19 protein-coding genes and 1 pseudogene are annotated in these 23,229 nt (G+C 71.2%); 14 read left to right on the forward strand and 6 right to left on the reverse strand.

The features are described from left to right. Positions 1 to 181: 181 nt before the first annotated feature. From AB0M63_RS06010 to fdhD, 5 genes are read left to right on the forward strand one after another with little or no spacing between them, the layout of a single operon-like run. Positions 182 to 1,153, forward strand: coding sequence for a 2-dehydropantoate 2-reductase (locus AB0M63_RS06010; RefSeq protein ID WP_366018555.1), 972 nt, complete (start codon positions 182 to 184; stop codon positions 1,151 to 1,153). Further along, positions 1,150 to 3,105: a molybdopterin-dependent oxidoreductase gene (locus tag AB0M63_RS06015; RefSeq protein ID WP_366018556.1), complete on the forward strand. Its 1,956-nt coding sequence runs from the start codon at positions 1,150 to 1,152 to the stop codon at positions 3,103 to 3,105. The genes AB0M63_RS06010 and AB0M63_RS06015 overlap by 4 nt, the downstream gene beginning before the upstream one ends. Positions 3,106 to 3,110: 5 nt before the next feature. Then, entirely contained in the window at positions 3,111 to 4,934 is a 1,824-nt protein-coding gene (locus AB0M63_RS06020) for an NADH-ubiquinone oxidoreductase-F iron-sulfur binding region domain-containing protein (protein ID WP_366018557.1), read from the forward strand. Beyond that, positions 4,931 to 5,791 carry a 2Fe-2S iron-sulfur cluster-binding protein gene (locus tag AB0M63_RS06025; protein ID WP_355918914.1) on the forward strand — a complete coding sequence of 287 codons (861 nt, stop codon included), beginning with the start codon at positions 4,931 to 4,933 and terminating at the stop codon, positions 5,789 to 5,791. The genes AB0M63_RS06020 and AB0M63_RS06025 overlap by 4 nt, the downstream gene beginning before the upstream one ends. 7 nt (positions 5,792 to 5,798) lie before the next feature. Next, complete coding sequence (gene fdhD / locus AB0M63_RS06030) at positions 5,799 to 6,647, forward strand: formate dehydrogenase accessory sulfurtransferase FdhD (protein WP_355918911.1); 849 nt, start codon at positions 5,799 to 5,801, stop codon at positions 6,645 to 6,647. Positions 6,648 to 6,719: 72 nt separating this feature from the next. Here the strand turns inward: fdhD and AB0M63_RS06035 are convergent, their stop codons facing one another. Beyond that, positions 6,720 to 7,544, reverse strand: a complete 825-nt coding sequence (locus tag AB0M63_RS06035; protein ID WP_366018558.1) for a LysR substrate-binding domain-containing protein — start codon at positions 7,542 to 7,544, stop codon at positions 6,720 to 6,722. 162 nt (positions 7,545 to 7,706) lie between these two features. Here AB0M63_RS06035 and AB0M63_RS06040 point away from each other — a divergent pair, with 162 nt between their 5' ends. Continuing rightward, positions 7,707 to 8,426, forward strand: a complete 720-nt coding sequence (locus tag AB0M63_RS06040) for an SDR family oxidoreductase (RefSeq protein ID WP_366018559.1) — start codon at positions 7,707 to 7,709, stop codon at positions 8,424 to 8,426. 30 nt (positions 8,427 to 8,456) lie between these two features. Here AB0M63_RS06040 and AB0M63_RS06045 read toward each other — a convergent pair whose 3' ends face one another. Both AB0M63_RS06045 and AB0M63_RS06050 read right to left on the reverse strand, forming a co-directional pair. After that, entirely contained in the window at positions 8,457 to 9,005 is a 549-nt protein-coding gene (locus AB0M63_RS06045) for an isochorismatase family protein (protein ID WP_366018560.1), read from the reverse strand. Positions 9,006 to 9,024: 19 nt separating this feature from the next. After that, on the reverse strand, positions 9,025 to 9,462 hold the full coding sequence (locus AB0M63_RS06050) for a MarR family winged helix-turn-helix transcriptional regulator (protein ID WP_366018561.1): 438 nt from the start codon (positions 9,460 to 9,462) through the stop codon (positions 9,025 to 9,027). Between the two features lie 95 nt (positions 9,463 to 9,557). Between AB0M63_RS06050 and AB0M63_RS06055 the strand changes: the two genes are divergently transcribed. The 3 genes from AB0M63_RS06055 to AB0M63_RS06065 all read left to right on the forward strand — a co-directional run bounded on the left by AB0M63_RS06055 (position 9,558) and on the right by AB0M63_RS06065 (position 13,770). Next, on the forward strand, positions 9,558 to 10,475 hold the full coding sequence (locus AB0M63_RS06055; protein ID WP_366018562.1) for a zinc-binding dehydrogenase: 918 nt from the start codon (positions 9,558 to 9,560) through the stop codon (positions 10,473 to 10,475). Positions 10,476 to 10,649: 174 nt separating this feature from the next. Further along, on the forward strand, positions 10,650 to 12,521 hold the full coding sequence (locus tag AB0M63_RS06060) for a sialidase family protein (protein WP_366018563.1): 1,872 nt from the start codon (positions 10,650 to 10,652) through the stop codon (positions 12,519 to 12,521). A gap of 10 nt (positions 12,522 to 12,531) precedes the next feature. Next, positions 12,532 to 13,770, forward strand: a complete 1,239-nt coding sequence (locus AB0M63_RS06065; protein WP_366018564.1) for a DUF4185 domain-containing protein — start codon at positions 12,532 to 12,534, stop codon at positions 13,768 to 13,770. Here AB0M63_RS06065 and AB0M63_RS06070 read toward each other — a convergent pair. Then, a complete protein-coding gene (locus AB0M63_RS06070) occupies positions 13,703 to 14,719 on the reverse strand; it encodes a bile acid:sodium symporter family protein (RefSeq protein ID WP_355918888.1) in 1,017 nt (338 codons plus the stop codon). The genes AB0M63_RS06065 and AB0M63_RS06070 overlap by 68 nt on opposite strands. A gap of 170 nt (positions 14,720 to 14,889) precedes the next feature. On the opposite strand from AB0M63_RS06070, the gene AB0M63_RS06075 reads away from it, so the two are divergent. Next, a complete protein-coding gene (locus AB0M63_RS06075) occupies positions 14,890 to 15,753 on the forward strand; it encodes a LysR substrate-binding domain-containing protein (protein ID WP_366018565.1) in 864 nt (287 codons plus the stop codon). A gap of 81 nt (positions 15,754 to 15,834) precedes the next feature. On the opposite strand, the pseudogene AB0M63_RS06080 reads toward AB0M63_RS06075, so the two are convergent. Further along, a pseudogene (locus AB0M63_RS06080) lies at positions 15,835 to 16,830 on the reverse strand (Lrp/AsnC family transcriptional regulator). Between the two features lie 117 nt (positions 16,831 to 16,947). Between AB0M63_RS06080 and AB0M63_RS06085 the strand changes: the two are divergent. From AB0M63_RS06085 to AB0M63_RS06100, 4 genes are all read left to right on the forward strand, one after another. Further along, the gene (locus AB0M63_RS06085; RefSeq protein ID WP_366018566.1) at positions 16,948 to 18,459 is read left to right on the forward strand and encodes an MFS transporter; all 1,512 of its coding nucleotides are present in this window, start codon (positions 16,948 to 16,950) and stop codon (positions 18,457 to 18,459) included. 240 nt (positions 18,460 to 18,699) lie between these two features. Next, positions 18,700 to 20,526 carry a long-chain fatty acid--CoA ligase gene (locus AB0M63_RS06090; protein WP_355918877.1) on the forward strand — a complete coding sequence of 609 codons (1,827 nt, stop codon included), beginning with the start codon at positions 18,700 to 18,702 and terminating at the stop codon, positions 20,524 to 20,526. 126 nt (positions 20,527 to 20,652) lie between these two features. Further along, a complete protein-coding gene (locus tag AB0M63_RS06095; protein WP_355918874.1) occupies positions 20,653 to 21,489 on the forward strand; it encodes an aldo/keto reductase in 837 nt (278 codons plus the stop codon). 179 nt (positions 21,490 to 21,668) lie between these two features. Next, positions 21,669 to 22,361 (forward strand): glycoside hydrolase family 75 protein, encoded by a 693-nt coding sequence (locus tag AB0M63_RS06100; protein WP_366018567.1) that lies wholly within the window; start codon positions 21,669 to 21,671, stop codon positions 22,359 to 22,361. Between the two features lie 63 nt (positions 22,362 to 22,424). On the opposite strand, the gene AB0M63_RS06105 is transcribed toward AB0M63_RS06100, so the two are convergent. Beyond that, a complete protein-coding gene (locus AB0M63_RS06105) occupies positions 22,425 to 23,129 on the reverse strand; it encodes an SDR family oxidoreductase (RefSeq protein ID WP_366018568.1) in 705 nt (234 codons plus the stop codon). Between the last annotated feature and the right edge of the window lie 100 nt (positions 23,130 to 23,229).

Genomic DNA, 23,229 nt, shown 5'->3' on the forward strand with positions numbered 1-23,229 from the left:
CGCCGGAACGGACCTTGCCGGAACAGTCCTTGCGGACGGTCGCTGTCCGAACCCTTGTCGACCTCGACTCCATACTGTAGACAATATTTCGTCGACACTGTTCGGCGCCGCCCGCACCGGCCACGCCGGCCGGACGGCAGCCACCTCCGCGGTACTCCCTCGACCGAACGGAGAGTCTCCAGTGAAAGTCGCAGTCCTCGGCGCCGGTGCGATCGGCGCCTATGTCGGAGCCTCGCTGCACCGTGCGGGCGCCGATGTGCATCTCGTCGCCCGTGGACCGCATCTCGCGGCCATGAGGCAGCACGGCGTCCACGTGCTCAGCCCGCGGGGCGACTTCACCGCCCGCGTCCACGCCACCGACGACCCCGCCGAGATCGGCCCGGCCGACTTCGTCCTCCTCGGCCTGAAGGCCAACTCGTACGCGGCGTGCGGGCCGCTGATCGAGCCCCTGCTGCACGACACCACGGCGGTGGTGGCCGCCCAGAACGGCATCCCCTGGTGGTACTTCCACGCGCACGGCGGCCCCTACGACGGGCAACGCGTCGAGAGTGTGGACCCGGACGGCGCGGTCAGTGCGGTGCTCGCGCCCGAACGGGCCGTCGGCTGTGTCGTCTACGCGGCAACGGAGCTTGCGGGGCCGGGAGTTGTCCGCCATCTCGAAGGCACCCGGTTCTCGATCGGGGAGCCCGACCGGAGCGTCTCGGCGCGCTGCCTGGCGCTGAGCGAGGCCATGCAGGCCAGCGGGCTGAAGTGCCCGGTCGAGCCGGAGCTGCGCAACGACATCTGGCTCAAGCTGCTCGGCAACATCTCCTTCAACCCGATCAGCGCGCTGGCCCGGGCCACCATGCGGCAGATGTGCCTGCACGGCGGCACCCGCAAGGTCATCGAGATCATGATGACCGAGACGCTGTCCGTCGCCGAGGCCCTGGGCTGCGAGGTCGGCGTCTCCATCGAACGGCGGCTCGCGGGCGCGGAACGCGTCGGCGACCACCGCACCTCCACGCTCCAGGACCTGGAGCGCGGCAAACCGCTCGAACTCGACGTACTCCTCGCGGCCGTCGTCGAGTTGGCGGAGATCACCGGCGTGGAGGTGCCCACCCTGCGCACCGTGCACGCCATCTCGGACCTGCTCGCGCTGAGGAGTGCCGCATGAGTGGACGCGAAGGAACCGGACGACGCGATCGACGTGAACGACGCGACCGGAAGACCTACCCCCGGCTCACCCACCCCCTCGTCCGCGACTCCCGCGACGAGCCCTTCCGGCAAGCCAGTTGGGAGGAGGCCCTGGACCGGGCCGCCCGGGGTCTGGCGGCGGCGCGCGGCGCGTTCGGCATGTTCTCCTGCGCCCGGGCGACCAACGAGATGAACTTCGTGGCGCAGAAGTTCGCCCGGGTCGTCATGGGCACCAACAACGTCGACTCCTGCAACCGGACGTGTCACGCCCCGAGCGTGGCGGGCCTGTCGGCCGCGTTCGGCTCGGGCGGCGGGACCTCGTCGTACGAGGAGATCGAGCACACCGATGTCGTCGTGATGTGGGGCTCCAACGCCCGCTTCGCGCACCCGATCTTCTTCCAGCACGTGCTGAAGGGGATTCACAACGGGGCCCGGATGTACGCGGTCGACCCGCGCCGTACGTCGACCGCCGAGTGGGCGGAGAGCTGGCTCGGGCTCAATGTGGGCACGGACATCCCGATGGCGCACGCGATCGGCCGCGAGATCATCCACGCGGGGCTGGTCAACGAGGCGTTCGTCGAGCGGGCGACCTCCGGTTTCGACGAGTACCGGGCCCTCGTCGAGCCGTGGACGCTGTCCCTCGCGGAGAAGGTGACGGGCGTACCGGCCGCCGCGATAAGGGAGTTGGCGCACGCCTACGCCCGCGCGGAGCGGGCCCAGTTGTGCTGGACGCTGGGGATCACCGAGCACCACAACGGCACGGACAACGTGCGCGCGCTGATCAACCTGTCGCTGTTGACCGGCCATGTGGGGCGCTACGCCAGCGGGTTGCAGCCCCTGCGCGGTCAGAACAACGTGCAGGGCGGCGGCGACATGGGCGCGATCCCCAACCGGCTGCCCGGCTTCCAGGACATCCTCGACCCGGACGCGCGGGCGAAGTTCGAGTCGGCCTGGGACACCGTCGTCGAACCGCACTACGGGCTGAACCTCACCGAGATGTTCGAGGCGATGGAGGAGGGCACGCTCAGGGCGGTCTACTGCATCGGCGAGAACCCCGCGCAGTCGGAGGCGGACAGCGAGCAGGCCGTGCGCCGGATGTCGGCGCTCGACTTCCTGGTCGTCCAGGACATCTTCCTCACGAAGACAGCGGAGTTGGCGGACGTGGTCCTGCCCGCCACCGCCGGCTGGGCGGAGACCGAGGGCACAACCACCAACAGCGAACGGCGGGTTCAGCGCGTACGGCGGGCCGTCGCCCCGCCCGGGGAGGCCCGCGAGGACATCGACATCATCTGCGCGCTGGCGCAGCGGCTCGGGCACGAGTGGAAGTACGCGGACTCCGAGGCCGTGTGGAACGAACTGCGGTCGCTGTCACCCGATCACCACGGGATGACCTACGCACGCCTGGAGGAGCAGCAGGGCATCCAGTGGCCGTGCCCGAGCATCGAGGAGCTCGAACCGACCTATCTGCACGGCCGGTTGTGGGAGTCGGACCCGGCGCGGCGGGGCGTGCGCGCGCCGTTCGGGCTGGTCCAGCACGATCCGCCGGTCGACCTGACGGACGAGGAGTACCCGATCCGGCTGACGACCGGGCGGCGGCTGGACTCGTACAACACCGGTGTGCAGAGCGGGAGTTTCGCGTCCCCGCTCCGGCGCGGCGAGTTCGTCGAGCTGTGCCCGGAGGACGCCGAGCGCTACGGCGTGGTGGTCGGTGAGGAGGTGCGGGTGTCCTCGCGGCGCGGGGCGGTGGTGGCGCCGGTCTGGGTGGACACGGCGCTGCGGCCGGGGCTCGCCTTCATGACCATGCACTTTCCCGACGAGGTGGACACCAACCAGTTGACGATCGAGGCGAATTGCCCGATCGCGGGGACGGCGGAGTTCAAGGCGTCGGCGATCCGCATCGAGAAGCTTCCGGTCACGGCCTACGTGAGGTGACGCAAGTGGACCTGCACTTCGGCGACAGCAAGCCGACGGACGAGGAACGGGCCGCGGTGGACGTCCTGTTGGGGCCTCCGGAGTCCTCGTGGGAGGGCGCCGACCGGTCCGACGCCGATCTGCGCTGGGCGCGTGGCGGGCGCGAGGCGCGGGACCGGCGTGATCTGCTGCTGCCGGGGTTGCACGCGGTCAACGACCGGGTCGGCTGGATCAGCGAGGGCGCCCTCGCCTATCTGTGCCGGCGTCTGACGGTCCCGCCCGCGGAGGCGTACGGGGTCGCCACCTTCTACGCCCTGTTCTCGGTGCGGCCGCGTCCCTCGACCGTGCTGCACGTGTGCACGGACCTCGCGTGCACGGCTGCCGGCGTGGGCGAGTTGTGCGCCGGGATCGAGTCGCGGCTCGGGCCCGGCAGCGGGGTCGCCGTCGAGCGCAGCCCCTGCCTGGGCCTGTGCGAACGCGCTCCGGCCGCCCTCGCGATCAGGGCCGGCGACCCGGTGCGTACGGCCGTGTCCGCACCGGCGACCGTCGAGACGGCCGTAGTCGCGGCGACCGCCCCGGACTCGGCGCCGGAGGAACCGGCCCCGGTGACGGCCGTACCGCAGGCGGGCGACCCGGCGCTGACGCTGCTGCGGCGGGTCGGTGTCGTCGATCCGGCCTCGCTGGACGACTATCGCGCACACGGCGGTTACACCGCCCTGCGGCGGGCCTTCGAGCTCGGTCCGGCCGGGATCATCCGCGAGGTGACCGACTCCGGCCTGGTCGGGCGTGGCGGCGCCGCCTTCCCCACCGGCCGCAAATGGCAGGCCACGGCGTCCCAGCCCGACCGTCCGCACCATCTGGTGTGCAACGCCGACGAATCCGAGCCGGGCACCTTCAAGGACCGGGTGGTCATGGAGGGCGACCCGTACGCGCTGGTCGAGGCGATGACCGTGGCCGGGTATGCGACGGGCGCCCACCGGGGCTATCTGTATCTGCGCGGCGAGTATCCAAGAGCCGTACATCGTATGCAGCATGCCGTCGACCAGGCCCGCACGCGTGGGTTCCTCGGCGAGGACGTCCTCGGCCAGGGGTACGCCTTCGACATCGAGATCCGGCGCGGCGCGGGCGCGTACATCTGCGGTGAGGAGACCGCCCTCTTCAACTCGATCGAGGGCTACCGGGGCGAGCCGCGCTCGAAGCCGCCCTTCCCCGTGGAGAAGGGCCTGTTCGGGAAGCCGACGGTCGAGAACAACGTGGAGACGCTCGTCAACGTGCTGCCGATCCTGACCATGGGCGCACCGGCGTACGCGGCGATCGGCTCCGGCGGGTCGACCGGTCCCAAGCTGTTCTGTGTGTCGGGGAGTGTGGACCGGCCGGGTGTCTACGAGCTGCCGTTCGGCGCGACGCTCGGCGAACTGCTCCAACTCGCCCGTGTCCGGGGCCGGTTGCGGGCGGTGCTGCTCGGTGGGGCGGCCGGCGGTTTCGTACGGCCCGACGAACTCGACATCCCGCTGACCTTCGAAGGGACCCGGGCGGCGGGCACAACGCTCGGTTCGGGGGTCGTGATGGCCTTCGACGACACCGTGCCGCTGCCCCGGCTGCTGCTGCGGATCGCCGAGTTCTTCCGGGACGAGTCGTGCGGGCAGTGTGTGCCGTGCCGGGTCGGGACCGTACGGCAGGAGGAGGCGCTGCACCGGATCGTGGAGCGCACCGGAGCCGACGCGTCCGGCGACATCGCCCTGTTGCGGGAGGTCGGGCGGGCGATGCGGGACGCCTCGATCTGCGGTCTGGGGCAGACCGCGTGGAACGCCGTGGAATCGGCCGTAGACCGTCTGGGAGCGTACGAATGACCGCGATACCGCTGGGGATTCCGCGTCGGATGCTGGAGTTCACGATCGACGGGGAGCCGGTGCGCGCACCCGAGGGCTCGACGGTGCTGGACGCCTGCCGGGCCGCCGGGAAGGACGTGCCGACCCTCTGCCAGGGCGACACGCTCGCCCCGAAGAACGCCTGCCGGGTGTGTGTCGTGGAGGTGGCGGGGTCCAGGACCCTCGTGCCCGCCTGCTCCCGCCGGGCCGAGCCCGGTATGGAGGTGCGGACCGACACCGAACGGGCCCGGCACAGCCGCAAGGTCGTCCTCGAACTGCTCGCGTCCTCGGTCGACCTGTCGACGACGCCGAAGGCCGCCGAATGGATCGAGGAGTACGGGGCGGAGCCGGACCGTTTCGGCCCGGACGCGGCCCGGCTCGGCGAGGAGCCGAGGGTCGACAACGAGCTGTATGTGCGCGACTACGACAAGTGCATCCTCTGCTACAAGTGCGTCGACGCGTGCGGTGAGCAGTGGCAGAACTCCTTCGCGATCTCCGTCGTGGGGCGCGGTTTCGACGCGCGGATCGCGGTCGAGCACGACGCGCCGCTGACCGACTCGGCATGCGTGTACTGCGGGAACTGCGTCGAGGTGTGCCCGACGGGGGCGCTGTCCTTCAAGTCCGAGTTCGACATGCGCGCGGCGGGTACGTGGAACGAGTCGGCGCAGACCGAGACGACCACGGTGTGCGCGTACTGCGGAGTGGGCTGCAACCTCACTCTGCACGTGCAGGACAATGAGATCGTGAAGGTCACCTCGCCGCACGACAACCCGGTGACCCACGGCAACCTCTGCATCAAGGGCCGTTTCGGCTACCAGCACGTACAGAACCGGGGCTGATCAGGACATGGGACGAGTCACGGAACGACGCAAGGTGATCCGGATCCGGGACGGCGCGGTCTCCAGCCGCCCGGACACGCTGGTCGCCGAGGAACCCCTGGAGATCCGGCTCAACGGCAAGCCGCTCGCGATCACCATGCGCACGCCCGGCGACGACTTCGCGCTCGCCGCCGGATTCCTGGTCAGCGAGGGCGTACTGGCGACTGCATACGATCTACAGAACATCGTGTACTGCGCGGGGGCGACGGTCGACGGCTCGAACTCGTACAACGTGGTGGACGTGCGGACCTCCCCGGACGTGGTGATTCCCGACATCACGCTGGAGCGGAACGTGTATACGACGTCCTCGTGCGGTCTGTGCGGCAAGGCGAGCCTGGACGCGGTGCGTACGACGGCCCGCTGGCCCATCGCCGACACTCCCCCGGTCCGTGTCGAGCCCGCCCTGCTGGCGAGCCTCCCCGACCGGCTCCGCGCGGCGCAGCGGGTCTTCGACCGGACCGGGGGTCTGCACGCGGCGGCCCTGTTCAGCGAGGAGGGCGAGCTGCTGGACGTACGGGAGGACGTGGGCCGGCACAACGCGGTCGACAAACTGGTCGGCCGCGCCCTGCAGAACGGTGACCTGCCGCTGTCCCGGGTGATCCTGCTGGTGTCGGGCCGGGCCTCGTTCGAGCTGGCGCAGAAGGCCGTGATGGCGGGCATCCCGGTGCTGGCGGCGGTGTCGGCGCCCTCGTCGCTGGCCGTGGACCTGGCGGTGGAGACGGGCCTGACCCTGGTGGGCTTCCTGCGGGGCGCCAACATGAACGTGTACGCGGGCGAGGACCGCATCGCCCTGCGGGCCGCGGCCGCCCAGGGCTGACGTCCCCGTCCCGCGGCACGGCGGCGGGGCCCCGGCCGGCGGGGAGCGCCCCCTGCGCCGCGGGGCCCCGCCTCAGTCCTGCCCGCCGAGGCCCTGTGCGGCCCGCGTGAACGCCGTGATGAGGGGTGAGCGGCGGGCCGCCTCCCAGGCGAGGATCACTTCGTCGGGTGCGGCGTCGGTGACGGGGACGTAGGTGATGTCGGGGCGGGAGTACTGCTCGGCGACGGAGGCGGGGACGAGGGTGATGCCCGCTCCGGACGCCACGACCTCGAACTTCTCCTCGATGCTGCGGATCGGCACGTCGTCGGGCCCGGGGTCGTTGTAGCGCAGCCAGGTCTCGCTTTCGAGGTCGGCGAGCACGAGGTCCTGCTTGCCGGCGAGGCGGTGGTCGGCGGGGAGCATCGCCACCCGGGTCTCGGTGAACAGGGGGAGGAGCGCGAGTCCCTGTTCGCGGACCGGGCGGCGCAGATAGGCCAGGTCGACGGTGCCGTCGAGGATCAGCTGTTCCTGGTCGTCCCATTCGACCCGGCGGGCCTTGACCTCGATGTCGGGGTGGGCGGCGGCGAAGGCGCGCAGGGTGTGGGTGATCACGACGCCCGCGCGGAAGCCGACGACGAGGCGGTGCGGGCCCCGCGCGGACCGGTGCACCCGCCTCCGTGTCGCGTTCGCGGAGGCGAGCAGGGCCTGTCCGTCGTCGAGGAGTTGACGGCCGGCCGCCGTCAACGTCACTCCGTGGCTGTCGCGTTCGAAGAGCGTCGCGTCCAAGTCCTTTTCCAGGGACCGGATCTGACGGCTCAACACCGGCTGCGCGATGTGCAGTCGCTCGGCCGCGCGACCGAAGTGCAGCAGCTCGGCCACCGCCACGAAGTAGCGGATCTTCCGCAGGTCGAGGTCCATGGGAGCCGCTCCTTCCGTCCCGCATCGGCGATGCCTTCAGGGTATCGCCACCGTCGGAAGAGGTCTTGGACGGCGGGGTGACGCCGGCCGCAGGCTGGATCGCGGCACAGCGATACGGCGTCACGGCACCACGACGTCACGGCGGTACGAAAGGGGCAGGCCATGGAACTGCGAGGACAGCGGATCGTCGTCATCGGCGGAACGGCGGGAATCGGGCTCGCGGTCGCGGAGGCGGCCGCGCGGGAGGGCGCCCGGGTGGTGGTCGCCTCACGCCGGCGGGACAGCGTGGACGCCGCGCTGAAGCGGCTCCCGGAGGATGCCGAGGGCCGGGTGCTCGACGCGAGCGACGAGGACGCGGTACGGGCCTTCTTCGAGGAGCTCGGCGGCTACGACCACCTGGTGTACACGGCGGGTGAGGCGCTGCTGATGGAGAGCCTCGCCGAGTCCGACCTCGGGCGGGCCCGGGCCTTCCTGGACACCCGGCTGTGGGGTGCGTACACGGCGGTGAAGTACGGCGCCGGGTCGATCCGGGAGGGCGGGTCGGTGGTGCTGACCACGGGGACTGCCGGGCGCAGGCCGCTGCCCGGCACGAGCGTCGCCGCCGCGCTGTGCGGGGCGATGGAGTCGCTGACCCGGGCGCTGGCCCTGGAGCTGGCGCCGCTGCGGGTCAATGTGGTCGCGCCCGGTGTGGTCCGTACCGAGTTGTGGCGGGAGATGGGCGACGAGCACCGGGACGGGCTGTTCGAGTCCGTCGCCGGGTCGCTCCCGGTCGGCCGGATCGGCGAGCCGGAGGACATCGCCGAGGCGTATCTGTATCTGATGCGCGGCGGCTACACCACCGGTTCCACGGTGGTCGTGGACGGCGGCACGGTCCTCGTCTGACCGCCCGGCCACCCGTCCGGGCCGCGCGCCTCAGCCGCCCGGCGCGAAACGCACCTCCGCCGCGGCCACCACCGTGCCCAGTCGCGGGAAGTCGAGCTTCACGGAGGCCTGGTGCTCGGCGGCGGTGAACGCGCTCATGGCCTCCTCGACGAAGACGAGTTGGTAGCCGAGGTCTCCGGCGGCGCGCGCGGTGGACTCCACCCCGAGGTTGGTGGCGATCCCGCCGAACACCAGCGTGGTGACGCCCCGTTCGCGCAGGCGGTCGTCGAGTCCGGTGCCCTGGAAGCCGCCGATCGTCCGCTTCACGATCTCCAGGTCGCCCGCCCGGGCAAGGCCGGCCGCGAGTCCGCTGCCGGCGGGCTGTTCGGCGATGCCGGGGCGTTCGACCCGGATCAGGACGACGAGGGCGCCGGCGGAGCGGAATCCGGCGGCCAACTCCTCGGCCGCGGCGAGGACTTCGGTGCCCTTGTGCGGTTCGAGCGGCAGCGCGACGATGCGGTCCATCAGATCGACGAGGACCAGGGCGGTGCGCTCGGGGTCGAGGGCGAGCCGGGGTTCGGGAGTCTGCGGTCGGGTCATGACGGAACGTTAGCCGTCGTCAGCCGTCCGTACCGGAAATCCGGATCAACAGGTCCATGAACCGCTCGCGTTCGGCCACCGACAGCGGGGCGAGGAGTCGCTCGTTGGCCGCGCGGGCCGCCTTCTCGCAGCGCTTGAGGAGGCGTGCGCCCTCCGTCGTGAGCGACACCGCGTTCTTGCGGCGGTCCTTCGGGTCCGGCTCCCGCACGACGAGGCCGGTGGACTGGAGGTCGTTGAGAACGCCGACCAGGTCCTTGGGATCGAGCCCGACACTGCGACCAAGGTCGGCCTGGGCGACGGGGGCGAGATCGCGGACGGCGGAGAGCACCACGTGGTGCCACATCTTCAGGCCTTCGGAGGCCAGGGCGTCGGCGACGAGGGTCCGGCCACGGGCGGCGGCCCGGCCCAGGAGCCAACTAGGGAGGGAGCGCATCGCTGGGAGGGGTGCTTCGGCCATACGTCCACCCTACCCAGAAATCATTGGACTTCCCAACGACATCGTGAATACCATTGGGAATCCCAACGATTCTCTCCACGGTTCCTGGAGGTGCGATGCGTCGCGTCCGGTACGAGGCCACCGGCGGCCCGCTGTTCCTGGAGGAGGTCCCCGTCCCCGAACCGGGCCCCGGCGAACTCCTCGTCCGCGCCGAGGCGATCGGGGTCACCCTGCCCGTCGTCCGCAAGGTCACCGAGGCCGCCGAGCCGATCCCGCTCGGGGGCGAGATCGCGGGCGAGGTGGTCGCCGTAGGACAGGGCGTGACCCGCTTCCGGGCGGGCGAGCGGGTGACGGGGCTGTGCTTCGGGCACGGGTACGCCGACTTCGCCGTCCTCCACGAGGCCATGACCTCGCCCGTGCCCGACAGCGCCTCCGCCGTCGACGCGGTCGCGCTCCTCCGCAGCGGGCTGGTGGCCCTGGGCGCGCTGGACGCGGCCCGCCCCGAGCCCGGCGAGGCCGCGCTTGTCACGGGCGCGGCGAGCGGGGTCGGGCATCTCGCCGTCCAGCTCGCGAGGATCAGGGGCGCGGGGCGGGTCGTGGGCGCGGTCTCCGATCCGGCGAAGGGCGAGTTCGTGCGCGCCCTGGGCGCCGACGAGGTGATCACCTACGACGGGTTGGGCTCGGGCGACCCCGTCGACTACGTACTCGACGCTGTGGGCGGCGAGTTGCTCACCCCGGCCGTGGCGGCACTCGTCCCGGGCGGGCGGCTCGTGGCGTACAGCTCGGGCGGCGGGACGATCCAGGCGTACGACCTGCTCGTGGGCACCAAGTCCGTGATCGGGTTCCAGATCGCACGGATCGCGCGGGGGAAGCCCGAGGTGTACGAGCGGTGGCGGCAGGAGCTGTGGCGGTTGTTCTCGCAGGGCGCCCTGAAACCGGTGGTGCACGGGGAGTTCGGGCTGGCGGAGGCGGCGAAGGCGCACGGGGTGATCGCCTCGCGGAGCAACCTCGGCAAGGTCGTGCTGCGGCCCTGATCCGATCCCGTCCCGGCTGACGATCCCTCATCGAAGCCCCTGCGCCGTGAACTTGGGCGACGACGACCGCTGCACGCTTCTTGTGAGGCGCCCGAGACGGCAACTAACGTCTGTGACGCGCCCGTTGGACGTGGGATGTCCGGATGTCCAGACGAATGAAGGGCAGGTCGCTCCATGCCGTCAAGGCTTCGCGCACGTCTGAGATCCACCCTCACCGCCGCACTCACCCTGGCCGCGCTGCTCATGCTCCCGAGCCCGGCGCACGCCACCGCCCAGACCCCCTCCCCCGCACCGGAGTTCGACCAGCAGGTCATCTTCAAGGCTTCCCAGGACCCGGGCTACGCCTGCTTCCGCATCCCCGCCGTCGTGAGGACGAACGACGGCACCCTGCTCGCTTTCGCCGAGGGCCGGGTCCTCAACTGCGGTGACGCCGCCGACATCGACATCGTCGTCAAGCGCTCCACGGACGACGGCCGCACCTGGAGCCCGCTGGAGGTCGTCAACGACGGCGGTGGCGACACGCACGGCAACCCCGCCCCCATCGTGGACCGCAGGACGGGCCGCATCCTGCTCGCCGAGACGTACAACACTGGCCGTACGGACGGCGCCGGTTGCTCGGTCCCCTGCGACCGCACCCCGCACATGCAGTACAGCGACGACGACGGTCTCACCTGGTCGCAGCCACGTGACCTGAGCGACGAGATCCTGCCCCCGAACTGGAACTCCTGGTACGCCACCGGCCCCGTGCACGGTATCCAGCTGACGCGCGGACGGCACAAGGGCCGGCTCGTCTTCGGCGTCAACACCGAGACCTGGGACGGGAGTCGGGTCACCGCCAACAACGCGGCACTGATCGTGAGCGACGACGACGGCGGCCACTGGAAGATCGGCGCCACCGACTCGTGGCCGATCGCGACGGACGGGACGTGGCGGCAGAAGCCGTCCGAGGTGACGCTCACCGAGCGCACCGACGGCTCGATCCTGGTGAGCGGCCGTGAGCAGGACGGCACCGACCTCGGCCACCGCACCCAGGCGGTCAGCCGCGACGGCGGCGACAGCTTCACCGCGCCCTTCCACGACCTGCCCGACCTGTACGCCCCGCAGGTCCAGTGCTCGACGCTCGGCGTCGGCGCTCGCGCCCTGCTGGCCTGCGACGCCGACCCCGACCGCCGCAGGACGATGATGATCCGCTCCTCCTACGACGGCGGCCGCACCTGGGACAGCGTGGATCGCGGCACGGTCGTGACGACGGACTGGTCGGGCTACTCGGACATGGCGCGGATCGACGGCGACACGGTGGGCCTGCTCTACGAGGGCGGCGCGGTGACCGCCACCGACGAGATCCGCTTCGCCCGCTTCAACGAGGCCTGGCTGCAACCGCGTCGGGGCCCCGACCCGACCACCGCCGACCTCGCCCCGCACGCGAAGGGCGCCGCGGTGCTCGGCGGCGCCGAGGAGACCGACGGCGTGTCCGGCGGCGCCCTGTCCTTCGACGGTGTCGACGACGCCGTACGCCTGCCGTACAGCGACCGACTGCCTCTGGGGACAAAGGACTTCACGGCGTCCCTCTGGTTCCGCTACACCGCCACAACAGGTGATCAGCCGTTCCTGTGGATGGGCGGGGTCGGCACCACCCAGCCGCAGGTCTGGCTGCGCGGCGAGCCCGCCGGGAACCACGTCCGGGCGCTGATCACCACCCGCGACGGTGCGACAGCCGTGCACACCACCTCGGTGGTCACCGCCGGCGCCTACAACGACGGCCAGTGGCACCAGGCCGTGGTGCGACGCGGCGGCGGGCAGTTGACGCTGTCCGTGGACGGTACGACGGTGAGCACGGCGGACATCGTGGGCTCCGTCAGCCGCAACTCGCCGTTCGGTGTGCACATCGGCCAACGCATGGACAGCATGCAGTACTTGACCGGGTCGATCGACGAAGTCCACGTCTGGGACCGGCTGTTGACGGACGACGAGCTGGCCGCGCAGCACCCGCCCACCGCGGGGACCGTGCTGTGGCTGCCCATGGACCATGTGAGCGGCAGCCACTAACGTCCCGGGCGTGCCCGAGGACCGACGAGCACGACAGCGGACGGGAGCCGGGGTCGGCCTGTTGCTGACCCTGGTTCTCGGGGCCGTGCTGCTCACCGCCCTCCCGAAGGACCACTCCCGGCAGGGCGGCGGCGCGTGCACGGCCCGTACGGTGCGCTCCTGGTCGGCCGACACCCGGCTGACGAACTCCTTTGCCGCGTACGGCGACGACGAGTCCCGCGCCGACGACTGGACCGGCGGCGACGGCACCCACTCGGTGCGGCTGCCGGACGGCCGGGTGCTGTGGCTCTTCTCCGACACCTATCTCGGGCAGGTGCACGGCCCGCCGAACCCGGTCGGCGAGTCGTACGCCTGGCGGGACACCACCGCGCCGCTGGTCCGCAACTCGGCGGTCGTGATGCGCGACGGACGGCCACAACTCACCCTGCCCGCCCCGCTGTTCCCCGATCCGGCGCCGAACGAGTGGCGTTGGCCGGTCGCGGCCCGGGTCGAGCCCCGCTCCCCCGGCTCGGCCGAGTCCGTCGTACGGGTGCTGCTGTGGACGCGGACGGCCGGACCGTATCCGTGGATCTACGGGGTGCCGACCGCGACCGAGGTCGCCACGCTGTCGCTGCCGGATCTGCGGGTGGAGTCGATCGTGAACGTCTTCGACCAGCGGCTGGTCCAAGATCCTTCGCAGCGGGTGCAGTTCGGGACGACGGCGGTCGTGGCGGGCGGCTGGACGTATGTCTTCGGCGGGAACGACGCCCAGGCCGCGGCCCGGCCGACCTCCTCGGCGTATGTGGCGCGCGTCCCGGAGGGGCGGCTCGGGGAGCCGGGTGCCTGGGAGTACTGGGACGGTTCGGCGTGGAGGGTGCGGGCGGGGCCGCGGCCGGTGCTCGGGGACGGGCGGCGCACGGGGGTGGGCAGCGCGTTCTCGGTGGTGCGGGACGGCGGGACGTACGTCCTGTTCACGATGGCCGCGGGCAGCCGGGGGCTGACCACCGTGACCTCGTACTGGGCCTGTTCGCCCGTCGGGCCGTGGCACGGGCCGGCCAGGAGCTTCAGCCCGCCGCTGCCGCCGGGGCAGGTCGCCGCCTACAACCCGCAGGCGCACCCGGAGTTGGGTGACGACGGGCGCGTCGTCCTCAGCTATGACGTCAACTGGCTGGACGCGACGGCCACTTCGGCCGCGCTGAACCTCAGCCGGAACGTGTCCCTGTACCGACCGCGGTTCGTGACCCTGCGGTTGGGGCCGCCGCCTCGATGACCTCCGGCCGCGGATCGCGGGCGCGGCGCTTGGCGATGACCGCGCACACCATCAACTGCATCTGGTGGAAGAGCATCAGCGGCAGCACGGCGAGGGAGGCGTGGGCGCCGAACAGGACGCTGGCCATGGGCAGCCCGGAGGCGAGGGACTTCTTCGAGCCGGCGAACTGGATGGCGATCCGGTCCTCCCGGTCGAAGCGCAGCGCCTTGCCGCCGTACCAGGTCAGGGTGAGCATCACGGCGAGGACGACGGCCTCGACGGCGAGGAGTGCGGCGAGGCGGAGGGCGCTGACCTGGTGCCAGATGCCCTGGACCATGCCCTCGCTGAACGCGGTGTAGACGACGAGGAGGATCGAGGCGCGGTCGACGTAGCCGAGGACCTTCTTGTGCCGGGTGATGAAGCCCCCGACCCAGCGCCGCAGCACCTGACCGGCCAGGAACGGCACGAGGAGTTGCAGCACGATCTTGACGAGGGAGTCGGCGGAGAAGCCGCCCCCGCTGCCGCCGAGCAGGGCCGCGGCGAGGAGGGGGGTGATGACGATGCCGGCGAGCGAGGAGAAGGAGCCGGCGCAGATCGCGGCGGGCACGTTGCCGCGCGCGATCGAGGTGAACGCGATCGACGACTGCACGGTCGACGGGACGAGGGTGAGGAAGAGCAGCCCCTGGTAGAGGGGGTGGGTGAGCAGCACCGGGACGAGCCCCCGGGCGGCCAGGCCGAGCAGCGGGAAGACGACGAAGGTGCAGGCCAGGACGGTCGTGTGCAATCGCCAGTGCTTGAGCCCGTCGAGTGCTTCCCGCGTCGAGAGGCGGGCGCCGTAGAGGAAGAAGAGGAAGGCGATCGCGGCCGTGGAGGCGCCCGAGGCGACGTCGGCGCCGGTGCCTCGGGCGGGGAGGAGTGCGGCGATGCCCACCGTCCCGAGCAGCAGCAGGATGTAGGGGTCGATCGGCATCCGACTCGGCCATCGCAGGCGTTTCACTGTGCTCCACTACTTCGCTGTACGTCCGTCGTCCGGCACGGAATCGTGCCCTCCCCATCCTCCTCTCCCACTTCTTGATCGGGAATCCGTCATACCGCTCTGACTGCCATCACGTTTCGCGATAAGCGGCTACCGTGGTGTGCGTGTACGACCTCTCTCACCTGCGTACCTTCCTCGCGGTGTCCCAGACCCTGAGTTTCACGCAGGCCGCGCGGCGGCTCGGCCTGCGCCAGTCGACCGTGAGCCAGCATGTGCGGCGGCTGGAGGACGCGACGGGACGGCAGCTCTTCACCCGGGACACGCACTCGGTGGAGCTGACGGAGGACGGCGAGGCGATGCTCGGCTTCGCGCGCCGGATCCTGGAGGTGCAGGAGCAGGCGTCGTCGTTCTTCACCGGCACCCGGCTGCGCGGCCGGCTGCGCTTCGGGGCGTCCGAGGACTTCGTCCTGACCCGGCTGCCGGAGATCCTGGAGGGCTTCCGCTACGACCATCCCGAGGTCGATCTCGAACTCACGGTGGAGCTGTCCGGGACGCTGCACGAGCAACTGGCCGCCGGGAAACTGGACTTGGTACTGGCGAAACGGCGGGCCGAGGATCCCCGGGGCGAACTGGTCTGGCACGACAAGCTGGTGTGGATCGGCGCGGAGCGGCTGCGCCTGGACGCGGACCGTCCGGTGCCGCTGATCGTCTATCCGCCGCCGGGGATCACGCGGGCGCTCGCGATGGAGGCGCTGGAGCGGCAGGGGCGGGCCTGGCGGATCGCCTGCACGAGCGGGAGTCTGAACGGGCTGATCGCCGCGGCCCGGGCGGGACTCGGGGTGATGGCGCACTCAAGGGGGCTGGTTCCGCCGGGACTTGTGCGGATGCCGGAGCGGGCGGGGCTGCCGGAGCTGGGCGAGGTCGACTTCGTGCTGGTGCACGGGCGGCGGCGGGCTTCCGCGCAGGGGGCGGCCGACGCGCTGGCGGGGGCGATCCTGGCGGGCGGGGACCGGTTGCACCGGCGCTGAGCGCTTCGCCGGACGGGCAGTCGGTGTGACCGCCCCCCAGCAGATCACCGTTACGTACCGGACTTCACCGGGTCGGCTCGGTCAGCGGGCCGGCAGCGGGTAGGTGAGCTGCTTGATCCGGCGCAGGAAGGGCGTGGCCTCCACGTGCTGGACGCCCTCCAGGCGGCCGAGGGGTCCGCTGAGGTAGGCGTACAGGTCGGCGGAGTTCTCGGCCAGCGCGGTCGCGACGATGTTGCAGGGCCCCGTCGACGCGGAGACGTGGGCGATCCGGCGGTGACCGGCGAGGGCCTCGCCGACCGCGTGCAGGGCGGCCGGGGCGGCGGTGATCCACAGCACGGCGGCCACCGGGTGACCGAGGACCTCCGTGTCGTACTCCGAGTCCATGTAGAGGGCCCCCGAGGCGCGCAGTGCGGCGAGGCGGCGCTTGACGACGGACTCGGAACGGCCGGTGGCGCGCTGCAGTTCGGGGTAGGTGGCGCGGCCGTCCAGCTCCAGTGCGGTCACCAGGGGCTCGTCCTCCGCCTCGATGCGGGCGGGTCCCGGCGCCGGCTCGGGGCCGGGGCGCAGGGCGTCGGTCTCCTCGGCGGTGAGGGCTCCGAGCTTGCCGATCCAGCCGTTCACCCCGCCGTAGAACCGGTGCAGCAACTGGTGGGCGCGGATCTCCATCACGCGGGGGGTGCGCGGGAGTTTGCCGAGGAGCAGGTCGTCACGGTCGTCGGGGTTGCGCGGGCGGGTCACGCAGAGGACCTCGGTGCCGCCGGAGGCGAGCCCGACCTAGGACGTGTCGGGGCGCTTCGCGAGCGCGTTGCCGATGGCGAGAGCGCTGTCGGGCGCGCAGCGCACCCGCAGCATCCACTGGTCCTTGCCGAGCCGGACGGCGTCGCGCATCGCCACGACCCGCAGCCCGCCCTCGGCGCAGAGTCTGCGGTAGCGGCGGGCGACGGTCTGGTCGGAGACGCCGAGCACCGCCGCGATCCGGCTGAACGGGGCCCTGCCGTCGACCTCCAGCGCCGACAGCAGCCGCAGATCGAGCCGGTCGAAACCCGAAGACACCCGCGCGTGGGTTTCCGTCTCCATACCGCCCTCTCCTGTCGGATTCCGGCACCCGGGCGCCGGTGGCCACGGTGATCGGCCGGACCGTCCCATCGTACGGAGTGTCGCGCAACTCAGCCGTCACACAAGGGAGTAGGGCACATGCGTACTTGGGGGCCGCTCACGGCGATATGCCTGGGCACGTTCATGTTGTTGCTGGACGTGACGATCGTGGTCGTCGCGCTGCCGGACATGGCGCGGTCGTTGCACGCGTCGTTGAGTGATCTGCAGTGGGTGGTCGACGGGTACGCGCTGGCGCTGGCCGCGTTGTTGCTGGGGGTCGGGGCCGCCGCCGACATTCTGGGGCGGCGGCGGGTGCACGTGGCGGGGGTGGTGCTGTTCGCGGTGGCGTCGCTGCTGTGCGGGCTCTCGGACGGTCCGGGGACGCTGGTGGCGGCCCGGGCGGTGCAGGGTGTGGGGGCGGCGGCGATGTTCGCGACGACGCTGCCGTTGCTCGGCTCGGTCTACCAGGGACGGCAGCGGTCGACGGCGCTCGGGGTGTGGGGCGCGGTCAGCGGCGGGGCCGCGGCGGTCGGGCCGGTGCTGGGCGGGGTGCTCACCGCGGGGCCGGGCTGGCGGTGGATCTTCTTCGTGAACCTGCCGGTGAGCGTGGTCGCGGTGTGGCTGACGCTGAAGTTGGTGCCGGAGTCGCGGGGGCCGCGCGGGATGCGCGTCGACTGGGCGGGGACGGTCGCCTTCGCCGGGTTCGCGGGCGGGGTGACGTATGCGGTGGTGCGGGCCGGCGAGGACGGCTGGGGCGCGACGCCGACGCTCGCCTCCTTCGCGGTCGCGGTCCTCGCGCTGGTCTGCTTCGGGCTGGTGGAACGGCGGGTGCCGCACCCCCTGCTCGATCTGTCGCTGCTGCGCGAGCGTGCCTTCGTGGGGGTGATGGCGGGGGCGCTGGCCTTCAGCGGGGTGGCGTTCGGGGCGATGCCGTATCTGTCGATCTGGATGCAGACGCTGCTGGGGATGAGCCCGGTGCGCGGCGGGCTGACACTGCTGCCGCTGACGGGTGCGGCGGTCGTGGTGTCGGTGCTCGCCGGGAAGCTGCTGCACGGGGTGCCGGCACGGCTGACCATCGGCGGTGGCCTGCTGCTGATCGGCACGGGCTGTTTCTGCCAGGCGGTCCTGGGCGCCGGTTCGGACTGGACGACATTGGTACCGGGGCTCGTCCTGGTGGGTGTCGGTACGGGGCTGGTGTCGCCGTCGATCGCCGGGGCCGCCCTTGCCGCGGTACCGGCCGAGCGGGCGGGCATGGCGGGCGGCGCGGTGAATACCGTACGGCAGTTGGGGTATGCCCTCGGCGTCGCCGTGTCCGGGACCGTACTGACGTCGCGGATGCGCGGCACCCTTCCGGACGGGGCGGCGCACACGCTGGCGGGCGGCGGGGCCGGGGCACTGCGCGGGGCGTTCTCCGAGCACGCGCTGCGGGGCGCGTTCGCGTCGGGTCTGGACGCGGCGCTCGTGACGGCCGGCCTCGTCGGGACGGCGGCGGGCGCGCTGGTGCTCGTCCTGGTCGGGGCGGGGCGCGCGGAGCGGCCCGCGGGGACGGCGGCAGTGACGGAATCCGCCGCGCGGACGCTGACCGGAGAGGAGACGACGTCACCCGGGTGATGTCGTGGGGCCGGGACGCCAGGGGTAATCGGGTCGTACAGATTCAGTGGAGATTACGGGCCCGAAACCTACGGAACCGTAAGGATTTCTGTCCGACCCTTCCCCTTGTGCGGGCATTTTCCGGCGCTGACCAGTGCGGACGTGAGGACTGCTCGCTTTGCCACCCTCTCCCGCCCGTCGGTCCGGTGGGGTAGCTTTCACCGCGCTGTGGGGAGTGCCAACAGGAGCGGGGAGCGGGGTTTGCGCGAGTTCAACAACCCTCCGTTGGCGTTGGCACCGCCGGTGGGCGGTCTGGCCGACGTCGTCTTCCAGCGTGCCCAGGAGGACCCCCTCCATGTCTCCCTCGGCCGCAAGGACGAACTGGACGAATGGCGGGACGTGACCGCCGCCGAGTTCCGCGACGAGGTCCTCGCCCTCGCCAAGGGCCTGCTCGCCCGGGGCATCCGCTTCGGCGACCGGGTCGCGATCATGTCCCGTACCCGCTACGAGTGGACGCTGTTCGACTTCGCACTGTGGACGATCGGCGCCCAGGTGGTGCCGGTCTACCCCACGTCGTCGGCCGAGCAGTGCTTCTGGATGCTGCACGACGCGCAGGTGTCGGCGGCCATGGTCGAGCACGAGGACCACGCGATGACCATCGCCACCGTCATCGACCGCCTCCCCGCGCTGCACCAGCTCTGGCAGCTCGACACGGGCGCCGTGCAGGAGCTGTACGACGCCGGCGCGCACATCGAGGACGAGGTGGTGCACCGGCACCGCCAGGCCGTCACCCCGGACTCGACCGCGACGATCATCTACACCTCGGGCACCACGGGCAGACCCAAGGGCTGTGTCATCTCGCACGGCAACTTCATGTACGAGGCGGACACGGTCATCGACCGCTGGGAGTCCGTCTTCCACTCGAAGAAGGGCGACGAGGCGGCGACGCTGCTGTTCCTGCCGCTCGCGCACGTCTTCGGGCGGATGGTGCAGGTCGCGGCGATCCGCGGCGGGGTCCGCTTCGGCCACCAGCCCCAGCTCAACGCCGCCGCCCTGCTGCCCGACCTGGTCGCCTTCAAGCCGACATTCATCCTCGCCGTGCCGTACATCTTCGAGAAGGTCTTCAACGCGGCCCGCCGCAAGGCCGAGAAGGACGGCAAGGCCGGCCCGTTCGAGAAGGCCGTCGACATCGCGGTGCGGTACGCGGACGCGATCGAGGCGAAGGCCTGGGGCATCGGCCCCGGCCCGTCCGCCGGTCTGCGGATGCAGCACCAGCTCTTCGACAAACTCGTCTACTCCAAGGTGCGGGCCGCCATGGGCGGCCGGATCCGCAACGCCATGTCCGGCGGGTCGGCCATGGACCGCCGCCTCGGACTGTTCTTCGCGGGCGCGGGCGTGCAGATCTACGAGGGCTACGGCCTCACCGAGTCCACGGCCGCCGCGACCGCCAACCCGCCCGAGCGGACCCGCTACGGCACGGTCGGCCAGGCCATCCCGGGCGTCACCGTGCACATCGCGGACGACGGCGAGATCTGGCTGCACGGTGAGAACGTCTTCCAGGGCTATCTCAACAACGAGAAGGCCACCGACGAGACCCTGCACGACGGCTGGCTCGCCACCGGCGACCTGGGCGCCCTCGACGAGGACGGCTATCTCACCATCACCGGGCGCAAGAAGGAGATCCTGGTGACCTCCGGCGGCAAGAGCGTCGCCCCCGGACTCCTCGAAGAGCGCGTGCGGGACCATCCGCTGGTCTCGCAGTGCATCGTCGTCGGCAACGACCGCCCCTACATCGCCGCCCTGGTCACCCTCGACCAGGAGGCCGTCGAGCACTGGCTCACCATGCGCGGCAAGCACCGGATGACCCCCGCCGAACTGGTGCGGGACGCCGACCTGGAGACCGAGGTGCGACGCGCGGTTGTCGCCGCCAACACCCTGGTCTCCCAGGCCGAGTCGATCCGCACCTTCCGGATACTGGCCCAGCCGTTCACCGAGGAACACGGTCTGCTGACCCCGTCCCTGAAGCTGAAGCGCAAGGCCATCGAGAACACCTACTCGGGCGAGGTCGAGGCGCTGTACCGGGCCTGAGCCGCCGTCGACGGGGCATGCGGTCGGGGGGCCGGCACGCGCACGGAATTCACGGTCAGGAATGCGGCACGGCCCGTGATCGTTGACGATGTGAGTACCACCCGACGACTGAAGGATCGAGAGCCAGTGAGCAGCAAGGTCCCCCCGATCATCCTCAACAACGGTGTCGAGATGCCCCAGCTGGGCTTCGGCGTCTGGCAGGTGCCGGACGACGAGGCCGAGCGGGCGGTGGCCACCGCCATCGAGGCCGGGTACCGCAGCATCGACACGGCGGCGGCCTACGGCAACGAAGAGGGCACCGGAAAGGCCATCGCCGCGTCCGGCGTCCCGCGCGAGGATCTCTTCGTCACCACCAAGCTCTGGAACAGCGACCACGGGTACGACTCGACGCTGCGCGCCTTCGACGTGTCGCTGGAGAAGCTCGGCCTGGAGTACCTGGATCTGTATCTGATCCACTGGCCGACGCCGGCCCGGGACAAGTACCTCGACAGCTACAGGGCGTTCGAGAAGCTGTACGCGGACGGCCGGGTGCGCGCCATCGGCGTCTCCAACTTCGAACCCGACCACCTGGCGCGGCTGATCGCCCAGACGTCGGTCATCCCGGCGGTCGACCAGATCGAACTGCACCCGCAGCTCCAGCAGCACGCGGCGCGCGAGTACCACGCGGAGCAGGGCATCGCGACCGAGGCCTGGTCCCCGCTCGGCTCGGGCAGGGGCCTGCTGGGGGTGCCGGCGATCGTCGCCATCGCGCAGAAGCACGGCCGTACCCCGGCCCAGGTCGTGCTGCGCTGGCACATCCAGCTCGGCAACGTGGTGATCCCCAAGTCCGTGACGCCGTCGCGGATCAAGGAGAACATCGAGGTCTTCGACTTCAGCCTGGACACCGAGGACCTCGCCGCGATCAGCGCGCTGGGCGAGGACCGGCGGCTGGGCCCCGACCCCTCGACGTTCAACGAGGCCTGAGCCGACCGGCCCACAGGACAACCGCTCGACCGACGTACCGCGAAGTGCCCCGGAGCCCGCCTGCTCCGGGGCACTTCGCGCGTCTTGGTTCGTACCAGGGTCTTGACGCGGGCATGTCGATGGGGCCACCTTGTTGCGCACCCGGTAAGGAAACTTTCCTAACAGAAGGGTCCCCCACAGTGCGCATACGAACACTGACCCTCGCCGCGGCCTCAGGTGCCGCCCTGCTCGCCGCCGGAGTGCTCCCCGCGAGCGCCTCCGGCGCCACCCCCAAGTCGGCGCAGGAGGGCTCGGTCAGCGCGGCCGACCTGCTCTCCAAGGTGACGTCCTGCTCGCAGATATCGAACGGCAAGTACCGTACCGACGACGAGACTTCGGCCACGATCCCGGTGTGCGGCAAGAACGGCGCCGTGTTCTGGAAGGCCGACATGGACATCGACTGCGACGGCCAGCGCACCTCCAACTGCAATGAGAACGCCGACCCCTGGTACCAGGACGACACCGCGTTCCACCAGTCCAACGGGCAGCCCCTGAAGGCGGATTCACTGCCGTACATCGTGGTGCCCAGCTCCAGCAGCATCTGGAAGTACTCCAGCTACGGCATCAAGGGCGGCGGCGTGGTCGCCGTGATCTACGGCAACAAGGTCGAGTACGCGGTCGTCGGCGACACCGGCCCCACGAACATCATCGGCGAGGCCTCGTACGCCACCGCCCAGGCCCTCGGCATCGACCCCGACCCGGCGACCGGCGGCGCCGACTCCGGCGTGACGTACATCCTCTTCAAGAACTCGACGGTGTCCCCCATCGAGAGCCACAGCGCGGCGGTCTCGCTGGGCGACCAGCTCGCGAAGCAGTTCCTGCAGAACAACTGAGCCCAGGAGTGGGAGAAGGGCCCGTTGCCGCGACCGCTGGTGGCAACGGGCCTCGCCCGTACGTCAGTTGGGCTGCCCGATCGGCCGTACGACGACGGTGTTGATGTCGACGCCGGCCGGCTGGCGGATCGCCCACAGGATCGTGTCGGCGATGTGGTCGGCGGTGAGGAGACGGCCGGGCGGCGGGCTGCCGTTGCCGTCCCAGAACGGGGTCTCCACCCGGCCCGGCGCGACCAGGGTCACGCCGATGCCGAACTCCGTGACCTGGCGCCGGGTGTTCTCGGCGAGACCGGTCATCGCCCACTTGGTGGCGCCGTAGATGTTGCCGGGCGTGTTCACGAACCCGGCGACGCTGCCGATCAGCACGATCCGGCCGTGCGTCTGCTTCAGGGCGTCGACGGAGGCCCGGATCAGCAGGGCGGGACCGAGGACGTTGGTCAGCACCATCTCGGTCCAGCCGGCCGGATCGCCGTCGGCGACGGCGTCGTGCGTGGCGACCCCGGCGTTGGCGACGACCGCGTCCAGCCGCCCGAACTGTTTCAGGGTGGTCTCGACGGCGGCCTGCACCTGCTCGTACTCGGAGGCGCTGCCGGGTATCGTCAACAGGCCTTCGGGACGGCCCAGTTGGTCGGCGAAGGCGAGCAGCCGCTGCTCGCTGCGGCCCGTGACGGCCACCCGGCCCCCGGCACCGAGGAGTTGCCGGGCGACGGCGGCGCCGATCCCGCTGCCGCCGCCCGTGATGAGCGCGACGTGAGAGTTGTCGTTCATGGTGGTGGTCCCCCCGTGGGTCGGTGAACTCCGCACATTCGGAGGGGCAGTTCATCATCTTGAGCACTCTCGAAGTCAAGCCGCCGAGATCACGGGCCCT

It is taken from the genome of Streptomyces sp. NPDC051576 (assembly GCF_040681835.1).
Taxonomy (GTDB): Bacteria; Actinomycetota; Actinomycetes; order Streptomycetales; family Streptomycetaceae; genus Streptomyces.

Excerpts from the sequence above, each read along its gene's own strand:
- AB0M63_RS06025 (WP_355918914.1), top strand. The coding sequence starts at position 4,931 with ATGACCGCGATACCGCTGGGGATTCCGCGTCGGATGCTGGAGTTCACG.
- fdhD (WP_355918911.1), top strand. The coding sequence starts at position 5,799 with ATGGGACGAGTCACGGAACGACGCAAGGTGATCCGGATCCGGGACGGC.
- AB0M63_RS06050 (WP_366018561.1), bottom strand. The coding sequence starts at position 9,462 with ATGGCCGAAGCACCCCTCCCAGCGATGCGCTCCCTCCCTAGTTGGCTC.
- AB0M63_RS06040 (WP_366018559.1), top strand. The coding sequence starts at position 7,707 with ATGGAACTGCGAGGACAGCGGATCGTCGTCATCGGCGGAACGGCGGGA.
- AB0M63_RS06060 (WP_366018563.1), top strand. The coding sequence starts at position 10,650 with ATGCCGTCAAGGCTTCGCGCACGTCTGAGATCCACCCTCACCGCCGCA.
- AB0M63_RS06045 (WP_366018560.1), bottom strand. The coding sequence starts at position 9,005 with ATGACCCGACCGCAGACTCCCGAACCCCGGCTCGCCCTCGACCCCGAG.
- AB0M63_RS06105 (WP_366018568.1), bottom strand. The coding sequence starts at position 23,129 with ATGAACGACAACTCTCACGTCGCGCTCATCACGGGCGGCGGCAGCGGG.
- AB0M63_RS06015 (WP_366018556.1), top strand. The coding sequence starts at position 1,150 with ATGAGTGGACGCGAAGGAACCGGACGACGCGATCGACGTGAACGACGC.
- AB0M63_RS06070 (WP_355918888.1), bottom strand. The coding sequence starts at position 14,719 with ATGCCGATCGACCCCTACATCCTGCTGCTGCTCGGGACGGTGGGCATC.
- AB0M63_RS06035 (WP_366018558.1), bottom strand. The coding sequence starts at position 7,544 with ATGGACCTCGACCTGCGGAAGATCCGCTACTTCGTGGCGGTGGCCGAG.
- AB0M63_RS06085 (WP_366018566.1), top strand. The coding sequence starts at position 16,948 with ATGCGTACTTGGGGGCCGCTCACGGCGATATGCCTGGGCACGTTCATG.
- AB0M63_RS06055 (WP_366018562.1), top strand. The coding sequence starts at position 9,558 with ATGCGTCGCGTCCGGTACGAGGCCACCGGCGGCCCGCTGTTCCTGGAG.